This is a genomic window from Paraclostridium sp. MRS3W1, from assembly GCF_032465715.1.
Taxonomy (GTDB): domain Bacteria; phylum Bacillota; class Clostridia; order Peptostreptococcales; family Peptostreptococcaceae; genus Paraclostridium; species Paraclostridium dentum.
Genome location: NZ_JAWDJM010000175.1, coordinates 43,571 through 54,130, shown reverse-complemented (window position 1 = coordinate 54,130; position 10,560 = coordinate 43,571). Strand labels below are relative to the sequence as shown.

8 protein-coding genes are annotated in these 10,560 nt (G+C 29.8%); 7 read left to right on the top strand and 1 reads right to left on the bottom strand.

Features of this window, described 5'->3' with window-relative positions; genetic code table 11:
- The first annotated feature begins 413 nt into the window (after positions 1-413).
- The 7 genes from RWY47_RS15120 to RWY47_RS15090 all read left to right on the top strand — a co-directional run bounded on the left by RWY47_RS15120 (position 414) and on the right by RWY47_RS15090 (position 9,430).
- Positions 414-1,712 carry a C40 family peptidase gene (locus RWY47_RS15120; protein WP_168932552.1) on the top strand — a complete coding sequence of 433 codons (1,299 nt, stop codon included), beginning with the start codon at positions 414-416 and terminating at the stop codon, positions 1,710-1,712.
- A 369-nt stretch (positions 1,713-2,081) separates the two neighbouring features.
- Positions 2,082-3,008, top strand: coding sequence for an aspartate carbamoyltransferase (gene pyrB, locus RWY47_RS15115; protein ID WP_021428336.1), 927 nt, complete (start codon positions 2,082-2,084; stop codon positions 3,006-3,008).
- Entirely contained in the window at positions 3,001-4,176 is a 1,176-nt protein-coding gene (locus RWY47_RS15110) for a dihydroorotase (RefSeq protein ID WP_150842771.1), read from the top strand. The genes pyrB and RWY47_RS15110 overlap by 8 nt, the downstream gene beginning before the upstream one ends.
- Positions 4,176-4,868, top strand: coding sequence for a dihydroorotate dehydrogenase electron transfer subunit (locus RWY47_RS15105; protein WP_150842772.1), 693 nt, complete (start codon positions 4,176-4,178; stop codon positions 4,866-4,868). The genes RWY47_RS15110 and RWY47_RS15105 overlap by 1 nt, the downstream gene beginning before the upstream one ends.
- Positions 4,861-5,763 (top strand): dihydroorotate dehydrogenase, encoded by a 903-nt coding sequence (locus RWY47_RS15100; protein ID WP_150842773.1) that lies wholly within the window; start codon positions 4,861-4,863, stop codon positions 5,761-5,763. Before RWY47_RS15105 ends, RWY47_RS15100 begins: the two co-directional genes overlap by 8 nt.
- Before the next feature lie 174 nt (positions 5,764-5,937).
- A complete protein-coding gene (pyrE, locus tag RWY47_RS15095) occupies positions 5,938-6,522 on the top strand; it encodes an orotate phosphoribosyltransferase (protein ID WP_168932550.1) in 585 nt (194 codons plus the stop codon).
- A 259-nt stretch (positions 6,523-6,781) separates the two neighbouring features.
- The gene (locus RWY47_RS15090) at positions 6,782-9,430 is read left to right on the top strand and encodes a collagenase (protein WP_150842775.1); all 2,649 of its coding nucleotides are present in this window, start codon (positions 6,782-6,784) and stop codon (positions 9,428-9,430) included.
- A gap of 106 nt (positions 9,431-9,536) precedes the next feature.
- Here RWY47_RS15090 and RWY47_RS15085 read toward each other — a convergent pair whose 3' ends face one another.
- Entirely contained in the window at positions 9,537-10,421 is an 885-nt protein-coding gene (locus RWY47_RS15085; protein WP_150842776.1) for a LysR substrate-binding domain-containing protein, read from the bottom strand.
- Positions 10,422-10,560: the final 139 nt, after the last annotated feature.

The window sequence follows — 10,560 nt, the reverse complement described above, 5'->3', positions numbered from 1 at the left end:
GTCTTATACTGATTAAATGTACACTTTTATTTTTATGCAAAAAATAAAAAAAGCATATAAAAAAATTTATATACTAGATATAAAAAATTCCATGCTAATATCTGCTAAAATATCCAAATTTATTTACTTTTTGAAAAAAATAGTATATAATTAATATAAAAATGTATATTAAAAGTTATTTTTGGATAAAATAATAAATTTTTAAATATTATATACAAGATATAAGTTAAATATTGTTAATATAAGAATACTATATAACTTGTAACAATTATTTACAAAACAGTTACAAAGTTGTGACATATAAATACAAAAATGAAAATATCTTGTGTATTAGTATTTTATCCTACATAGGTTTCAGCTATGAAAATAACACGTAAGAATACTTATGGTGAATTTTTGGAGGGAAAAACATTATGAAGAGAAAAATATTAGTACCAGTATTTGCATCATTTATGGCATTATCAATGAACGGGATAGCGCATGCAGACGATGCAAAAGTTGAGAAGGCAACAGATAAAAAAGACGTTAATGAAAAGAATGTAATAAATTTAAAAGACTATAAAGATGTAGATTTTAAAGTTGCAGAAGTTAAAGATGGAGTTGCTGTAAAAGTAAGAAAGCAAGGATCAGTTCAAACTATAGCATACACAGGTGACCAATTTAAAATAGTTGGAGAGCAAGATGGATGGTATAAAGTTCAATTAGATGATGAAACTGAAGGATGGATAGCATCTAGATACGTTGATGTTAAAGCAGCTAATGCTTATATAACAGCAGATAAAGTAAATTTAAGAAAAGATGCTCATGTAGAGTCTGATGTAAAAGATAATTTACCAGCTTCTACAAAAGTTCAAGTTTTAGGAACTGAAGGTAACTGGGTAAAAGTTAAAAATGGAGAAAATGAAGGATTTGTAAGAGATTTATACGTATCTGATAAAGCTCCAGTAGTAGAAGAAGAAAAGACTCAATCAGATGTTAAAGATCAAAATGATGGACAAGTATCTGATAACAATCAAACAACAAACAATGATGCTACTAATGAAAATGAAAGCAACAATGTTGAAAACAACAATAACAACAATAACAACAATAATGATGCTGTTGAAGATAACAATGACAACAGTACAACTAACAATGACAATAATAACAACAGCAACAATAATGTAGATAATAACGAAAATAATAATGATAACAATAGCAACACTAATAATGATAACAACAGTAATGTAGATAATAACGATAATACAAATAACAATAATAACAATAACCATAACAATAACAATAATAACAACAATAACTCAACTGAAGAAGAAAAGCCAGCACCACCAGTTAATAACTCAAATGCTGCCTCAGCTGTAGTTGACTTAGCTTATGCTAAGTTAGGATCTCCTTATGTATGGGGAGCTGAAGGGCCTAACAGCTTTGACTGTTCAGGACTTACTTCATATGTATTTAGAAATGCTGCAGGAGTATCTTTACCAAGAACTTCATCTTCTCAATACGGAGTTGGTAGATCTGTAAGTAAGGCTAATTTACAAGCAGGAGACTTAGTATTCTTCGCAACTGGCGGAGGAGGAGTAAGCCACGTTGGTATATATGTTGGTGGAGGAAACATGGTTCATGCACCAAACTCAGGAGATGTTGTTAAAGTTAGTAACATAAACTCATCTTACTGGCAAAAAGCTTACGTAGGAGCTAAGAGAGTATTATAGTATAGAATTTACAAGGATGTAGTTTAAAATAGATAGACGCTTTAGCAAATATATATGTTTTGCTCCATCAAAGCTGAAAAGATGCTTTGAAATGTCGCTAAAACATATATATTTGATTTCGCTATCTGTTTTAGATACATCCTTTTTTATATTCTATAAAAGTGGGAAGGTGAGTTTGAAATGTCGCTAAAATTCATATATTAACTCTTTGCTAAACATATTAAACCTGTTTTTTTACATTCAAATAAAGCCTAGATTTTTTGAAACTCATATTGACATCGTTTCTTAAAGGTGATAATATTCTATAAAAGAAAAAAATTAAAATACTTTTAAATTTAGTCCAGAGAGGCTAAAAAAGGAGGAACATATATGAAATTACAGGGAAGAAATTTAATCCAACCAGAAGACTTTTCGATAAATGAAATAGATGAAATTCTATCTTTATCTCAAAATATAATTGACAATCCGTCAAAATACTCACGAGTTTGTGAAGGTAATTTACTAGCAACTTTATTTTATGAACCATCAACAAGAACAAGATTTAGCTTCGAAGCTGCAATGAACAGATTAGGTGGAAAGGTAATTGGCTTTTCAGAACCAAATTCTTCATCAACAGCAAAAGGAGAAACATTAGAAGACACTATGGAAACAGTATCTTGTTATGCTGATGCTATAGTCATGAGACACCCAAGAGCAGGTTCAGCTTTAGAGGCGTCAAGGTTTGCTAGAGTACCATTTATAAATGCAGGAGACGGAGGAAATCAACATCCAACTCAAACACTTACAGATATTCTTACAATAAAATCACTTAAAGGAAATTTAGAAAATCACACTATCGGATTATGTGGAGATTTAAAAAACGGAAGAACAGTACATTCACTAGTTAAAGCTATGGCAAGATATAAAAATACTAAATTTGTATTTATATCACCTAAAGAGTTAGAAATGCCTCAATATATAAAAGAAGTTATAGCTGGGCACGAATATGTGGAAACTAATAGTTTAGATGAGGTTATAGAAGACTTAGATGTTCTTTATATGACTAGAGTCCAAAGAGAAAGATTTGAAGATCAAGAACAATATGAAAGACTTAAAGATTGTTATATATTAACAACAGAAAAAATGAAAAAAGCTAAACCAGATATGTTAGTTATGCATCCATTACCAAGAGTAAATGAAATTGATACAGAGGTAGATAAAGATGATAGAGCGGTATACTTCGATCAAGCAAAATATGGAATGTACGTTAGAATGGCGTTAATAATGAAACTTCTGGGGGTAGATGCAAATGAGTAAACTTCTTATAAAAAACGTAAAAATAATTGATTCTAGTATGAACTTTAAAGGAGATTTACTTATTGAAAATGGTAAGATTTCTAAAATAGACTCGAATATAAATCCTACTGATATTGAAGGTTTAAAAATTATAGATGGAAAAAATAAGATTTTAATGCCGGCATTTATAGATTTACACACACACTTAAGAGATCCGGGGTTAACACATAAAGAAGATTTAGAAACAGGACAAAAGGCAGCATTAAAAGGTGGATTCACAGTGCTTTGTCCAATGGCAAATACTAAGCCGGTTTGTGACAACGAACAGGTTATGGAATATGTGTTAAGCAAAGCTAAGAAGTTAGATTTATGTGATATAAAGCAAGTTTGCGCTATAACAGAAAACCTTGAAGGTGAAGAAATTATAGATATAGAAAAAATGAGAACGTATACAGACTTATTCTCTGATGATGGATACACCCTTCACAATGAAAACATAATGAGAGATGCACTTAGTTTATCTAAAAAATTAGATTTTAAAGTTCTAACACATTGTCAGCCGGAATTTGAAATAGTAAAAAGAGATTTGAACATGCTTAAAGAGGTTGGAGGAAACCTTCATATCTGTCATATAAGTTTAAAAGACACTTTAGATGAAATTAAAAAGTATAAAAATGATGGATATAAGTTCACTTGTGAGGTAGGACCTCATCATATATTCGGATATGGATTAGAATATAAAGTTAACCCAGCTTTTGCAGAGGAAGAAGACATGAAACACTTAATTCAAGGAATAAAAGATGGATATATAGATATGATAGGAACGGATCATGCCCCTCATACAAAAGAAGACAAAGAAAAGGGAGCTCCTGGAATATCTAATATAGAAGTTGCATTCCAAATGGTAAACAAAGTATTTAATGAAAATAATATATCTTTAAATAAATTAAGTGAGATGATGAGTGCAAATCCTGCTAAATTACTAGGGTTAAATCAAGGATTAATAAAAGAAGGTTTAAGAGCGGACTTAGTTATAGTAGATTCGGAACAAGAAGAAGTTATAGATGTATCTAAGTTTATATCTAAAGGAAAAAACAATCCATTTGATGGTCAAAAAGTTAGAGGGAAAATAATAATGACTATAAGAGATGGAAGAGTTATGTATGACGTAAAGGGGGATATTCAATAATGTACAAAATTTTAGAAAATAAATATATAGGCGAAGATATGTATTTTATGAAGGTAGAGGGTGAATTTGAAGCTAAGATGGGTCAATTTTACATGCTTAGAGCCTGGGATACATACCCATTACTTTCAAGACCGATAAGTGTTCATGATGTAAATGAAGATAGTATATCTTTTTTATATAAAGTTGTGGGAGAAGGAACTAAAATATTAAGTAATTTAAGGGTAAATGATGAAATTAAATTAGAGGGCCCTTATGGAAATGGATATGAAAATGTAAAAGGGAAGGTTGCTTTAGTAGGAGGAGGCATAGGTATAGCTCCACTATACCTAGTAGCTAAGAACATTGAAAACTGTGATGCATACCTAGGATTCAGAAAAGAAGCTATATTAGAAGAAGAATATAATGAAGTATGTAATGAAGTAAACATAGCTATAGGAGACACTTTTGTTACAGATATATTAGATGTAGAAAAATATGATTATATATTAACTTGTGGCCCTACACCCATGATGAAAAAGTTAGTAAACATGACAGAAGGAACCAATACAAAGATAATGGTATCTTTAGAAAATCATATGGCATGTGGGGTAGGAGCTTGCTTAGTTTGTACTTGTAAAACTAAATTTGGAAATAAAAAAACATGCAAAGATGGTCCAGTGTTCTGGGGAGAGGACGTGATATTTAATGGCTAATTTAAATGTTAAATTCGGAAATATAGAATTTAAAAATCCTTTAGTTATGGCATCTGGGACTTTTGGATTTGGAAAAGAATATGCAGAAATTTATGATATAGAAAAATTGGGTGGAATAAGTAGCAAAGGGCTTACATTGGAAAAAAGAGATGGAAATAAAGGTATGAGAGTCCACGAAACTCCATCAGGGATGATGAATAGCGTAGGACTTGAAAATCCTGGAGTAAGAGGTTTCATAGAAAATGAACTTCAGTTTTTTAAAGAACTAGATACGGTTAGAATTGCAAATTTAGGTGGAGGAACATTAGATGACTATATAAGCGGTGTAGAGTTACTAAACGACCAGCCTATAGATATGATAGAATTAAATATTTCTTGTCCAAATGTTAAGGCAGGAGGTATGGCCTTTGGGATAAAAAATGAGGTTGCAAGGGAAGTTGTTAGAGCGGTTAGAGCAAAAACTAACTTGCCATTAGTAGTTAAACTATCTCCAAATGCTGAAGATATAGTTGGGATGGCTAAAGTTTGTGAAGAAGAAGGTGCGGATGGAATATCTTTAGTAAACACTTTTAAAGCTATGGCTATTGATATAAATAAGAAAAAGCCAATATTTGAAAATGTATATGCTGGATTATCTGGACCTGCTATAAAACCTATAGCACTTAGAATGGTACATGAAGTTTGTAAAGCAGTAAATATACCAGTAATGGGAATGGGTGGAATAACTACTTGGCAAGATGCTATAGAGTTTATAATGGCTGGAGCTACTTGTATACAAGTTGGAACTGCTAATTTTATAAATCCTAGAATTGGATTAGATATAATCAAAGGAATAGAAGATTATATGGATAGAGAAGGAATACAAAGTTTAGATGAAATTAGAGGTATAGTTTAAGTAATTTTAATGAGGTAGCTACGGATGATAAATAGTTGTTTCAGTCGCTAAAGACCTAAAAAACATGGTCTTTAACGCTTCTTCAACAAACTATTTATTATCCTGAGCTGAGCTTAAGTTAAAATTACTGTGGATTAGGAAAAAGAAAAATTAACTATAAGGGAGAATATAATTATGAGTAATGTAAATGTTGTTGAAATATTAAAAGAATGTGATGCTTTATTAGAAGGGCACTTTTTATTATCTTCAGGAAAGCATAGTAATAGATATGTACAATGTGCTAAGGTTTTAAGATTTCCAAATCAAGCTGAGAAAGTATTAAGTACTGTAGTTGATCAAATAAAAGATTTAGGAATAGACTTAGTTGTTGGACCAGCTATGGGAGGAGTTATAGTTTCATATGAATTAGGTAGACAATTAGGAAAAGAATCTGTGTTCACAGAGAGAAAAGATGGAGAAATGCAATTAAGAAGAGGATTTGAAGTTAAGCCAGGGGCTAAGATAATAATAGCTGAAGATGTTGTTACTACTGGAAAGTCTACAATAGAGACAAAGAAAGCATTAGAAGCTTTAGGCGGAGAAGTTATAGGGGTTGCATGTATAGCAGATAGAACTAATCATGATATAGGAATGCCTATATACAGTGCAATAAAATTAGATATACAAGTTTATGAAGCTGATGGATGTCCTTTATGTGAAGCTGGAGATATAGATTTAATAAAACCAGGAAGTAGAGAATTTAAAGAACTAGGCATGTAATATAATTAGTGGGTTTAATTGGAGAATTAATTATCTCAGTCGCTAAAGACCTGAAAATACAGTCTTTAACGCTCATTCAATAATAAATACTCCAATTAAAACATAATGATAGCTACATTTGATGGGGAAAAAAGAAGGTAATAAATGATTAGTCATTTATTACCTTCTTTTTGTTTGGAACGCTTATCCTTATTTACGCATATAGATAAAAGTATATCTTGACTACAAGATTATATTTTAAAGAGCATAAGGAGGCACTATGAAGAAGAGACATTCTAAGTTTTTGATTTTTACTTTAGCTTTAGCCTTGGTTTTAACTAATTTAACATTCATTTCATTTGCAAATACTCAACCACCTAGTTCTAGTAATATTCCAGGTGATATAAATACTATGCCTTTCCATATAGGTCAAAAGATTAAGCACGATACTAAGGAAAATCAGTTCAAGAAAGATTTAAATATTGAGCCTTTAGGAAAGCAAGATACAGACACAAAACTTAAGTCAGGGAAGTCCGCAAAGCTAAGTAAGTCTGCTACCTATACCTATAATGACCTTAATAAATTAAGCTATAAGGAGTTAACAGATTTACTAGTTACGATAGATTGGTTTCAAATAAAAGATATTTTTGTTTATAATGAAGATGCTTACAAATTTTATAACGATGAAGCTCGTGTTAATGCAATTATTAAGACGTTAGAAGATAGAGGAGCAACTTATACTGCTACTGATGATAAAGGAATACCTACTTTGGTAGAAGTTTTAAGATCTGGTTTTTATTTAGCTTATTATAACGATTCACTTAGTCATTTATACGATAGAGCTTATAGAGAAAAATGTATACCTGCCATGATTTCAATTCAGAAAAATCCTAATTTCAAGATTGGGGAGTCTGGTCAAAATAATGTTATTCAGTCTTTGGGTATGTTAATTGGAAATAGTGCTTGCAATGTTGAGGTTATAAATAATTGCGTGCCTATTTTAAATCAGTTTAATAGCAGTTTAGATGCTAATTTAAAAGATTACTCAAAAACAAATGCTGTATTCCAAATCACTAAGGGTATAGAATATGATTTAAATTCCTATTTGTACAATTCTAATACAACTGCAGACAAATCACCTTGGTTTTCTAAAGTTGATGGATATATAGATGCTGTTACAAACTTTGCTATATTAAGCAATGTAACTGATGATAATGATTGGTTAATTAATGCAGGGATGTATTATTGCGCTAAATTATCGAACTTCCATTCAAATTCAACAAATATTCAAAAGAAACTTGATAGCTGTTTAGAAATTTATCCATATTTATCTATTCAATATTTTGATGCAGTCGATTTTATTTCATATTACTTCAATGGGAAGTTAGTTGATGGAACTGTTCTAGATATTAATAAAATAAGAGAAGAGGGAAAATCACACTATTTACCTAATGTGTATACTTTTGAAGATTCATCTATGGTAATTCGTACTGGTGATAAGGTTACGAAGGAAAAAGTTCAAAGATTATATTGGGCATCTAAAGAAGTAAAAGCTCAATTCCATAGAGTTATAGGGAATGATAATGAACTAGAAAAAGGAAATCCAGACGATGTTTTAACTATGGTTTTATATAATAGCCCTAAGGAATATAAACTTAACCAACCTCTATACGGATATAGCACTGATAATGGTGGTATGTATATAGAAGGTGACGGCACATTTTTTACTTATGAGAGAACTCCTGAGGAGAGTATATTTAGTTTAGAAGAGTTATTTAGACATGAGTACTGTCACTATTTACAAGGTCGTTACATGGTTCCTGGTATGTGGGGAACGGGTGATTTTTATCAGGGTAAGGATTGGAGATTGACTTGGTTTGAAGAAGGTAGTGCAGAATTTTTTGCAGGGTCTACTAGAGATAATGATGTACTTCCTAGAAAATCTCAAGTTTCTGGTTTAGCAACTGACCCAGCGGAAAGATTTTCTACAGATAAATTACTTCATTCTAAGTATGGATCTTGGGATTTCTATTATTATGGTTTTGCATTTTGTGATTATATGTACAATAATAGATTAGATATATTTAATAATTTAGTTGATAACATTATATCTAATAATGTATCTGGATATGATTCTTATATAGAAACATTAAGTAAAAGTACTACAGTAGATCAAGGTTATCAAACTCATATGCAAAACTTAGTTGATAAGTATGATTCTTTGACAGTTCCACTTGTTTCTGATGATTATTTGGCTACTCATGATGCTATTGATTTAAATAAAATTTCTTCTGATATTAAAAATATAGTTCCATTAAAAAATGTAAATATAGTTAGAGAAAAAGGCGAATTTTTTGATACATTTACTTTAACAGGAACTTATACAGGAGATACTTCTAGAGGAGAAGCTAAAGATTGGGAAGCTATGAATAACAAATCTAATGAATTTTTAAATTCCTTAGAAAAACTTCCTTGGTCTGGTTATAAGACTGTTACTAATTACTTTGTTGACTACAAGGTTAATAATAATAAATATGAATTTGAAGTTGTGTTTACCGGTATTTTACCAAAAGGTGAAGTTGTAGAAGGTGATATTAAAGAAATTGAGCCAAATGATAGTTTTGAAACTGCTAATACAATATCTTTAGGAAGTGAAGTAAAAGGTTCTTTAAGCAAAGATGATACTAATGACGTTTTTTCTTTTGAAATTAAAGATCCTAAAACTATAGATATAGTTTTAGATAATTTAGATGGTCATGGTATTAACTGGATACTATATAAGTCTACTGATTTAAATAATTATGTTGCTTACCCTAGCATTGAAAACAATTTATTAAAAAATACTTATAATGCAGATGCTGGTTTATATTATTTATATGTCTATAGTTATGACTCTTTAGATAGTAACTATACAATTAATATCAAATAAGTTATAAAATTTGAAAATAGATTAAAAGTGATAGTGTATATTAATTAAATAATAGACCTCGGAAGTATGTTAGTTATAAGACATTTCCGAGGTCTTTGATTTTCTTTTATTTTTCAAAATTTGAAAATTTATTTAACTCATCTATAAATAAAGTTGTTGTACTTGATGGTTTTATATCTTTTGGTGTTATAAAAGAGAAGTATCTATTGTAAGTATCATTTAAACTAACAGTTGCTAAAGAATCTCCTTCTGAGTCTGTTACCAATTTAGATATAATTGAAACTCCAAGATTGCTTTTTACAGCTTCCTTTACAGCATGATTGCTTCCTAATACCATTATTTGTCTAGGTGTTATTTTATTATTACTTAAGAATATGTTTAAATATTCTCTTGTTCCAGAACCTTCTTCTCTTACTATCCATTTTTTATTTTTTATTGAATTTATATTAAAATTTAATGGATCAATTTCTAAATCTGGAGAAAATGTTAAAATCATACTATCTTCAAAGAAGAATTTTTGATTGAAATCAAATGAAGTAAGGCTTCCTTCAACCAACCCAATATCTAGGTTTGAACTTTTTACTTTTTCACAAATTTTATGTGTATTTTCAACAAGCATTTCTACTTCTATATCTGGATATTTTTCAGAAAATACAGCTAAGAAGTTAGGTAAAAAGTATTCGGCAATAGTTAAACTAGCACCTATCTTTATATGACCTTTGATTGAACTAGAAATACTGTTTAGTTCATCCTTTACCGACTCTATAGATGTTATTATTTCTCTAGCTCTTTTATATAATAAGTATCCATTATCAGTTATAGATATGTTTTTCTGCTTAATAGATCTGTTTATTAGAGTTGTATTAAAATAATTCTCTAAATTTTTTATATGAGTACTTACTGTTGGTTGAGATAAATTTATACTTTCACCGGCTTTGGTAAAATTTTGATGTTCAACAACTGCTATAAATGTTTTAAACTCTTCTATCATTAAAAATTCCTCCTTGGATTAAATCATCAAAAAAAGTAATGGTTCATGAAATATATATCTATTTTACCAATAATCATAAGTTTCATATACTGTTTTAAGTAAAAAAATAAAAAAAATAATAAAAAAGATAGAAATATAA

Bases quoted from the DNA above. Each gene is read 5' to 3' on its own strand.
- pyrB (WP_021428336.1), top strand. From the start codon at position 2,082: ATGAAATTACAGGGAAGAAATTTAATCCAACCAGAAGACTTTTCGATA.
- RWY47_RS15100 (WP_150842773.1), top strand. From the start codon at position 4,861: ATGGCTAATTTAAATGTTAAATTCGGAAATATAGAATTTAAAAATCCT.
- pyrE (WP_168932550.1), top strand. From the start codon at position 5,938: ATGAGTAATGTAAATGTTGTTGAAATATTAAAAGAATGTGATGCTTTA.
- RWY47_RS15105 (WP_150842772.1), top strand. From the start codon at position 4,176: ATGTACAAAATTTTAGAAAATAAATATATAGGCGAAGATATGTATTTT.
- RWY47_RS15120 (WP_168932552.1), top strand. From the start codon at position 414: ATGAAGAGAAAAATATTAGTACCAGTATTTGCATCATTTATGGCATTA.
- RWY47_RS15110 (WP_150842771.1), top strand. From the start codon at position 3,001: ATGAGTAAACTTCTTATAAAAAACGTAAAAATAATTGATTCTAGTATG.
- RWY47_RS15090 (WP_150842775.1), top strand. From the start codon at position 6,782: ATGAAGAAGAGACATTCTAAGTTTTTGATTTTTACTTTAGCTTTAGCC.
- RWY47_RS15085 (WP_150842776.1), bottom strand. From the start codon at position 10,421: ATGATAGAAGAGTTTAAAACATTTATAGCAGTTGTTGAACATCAAAAT.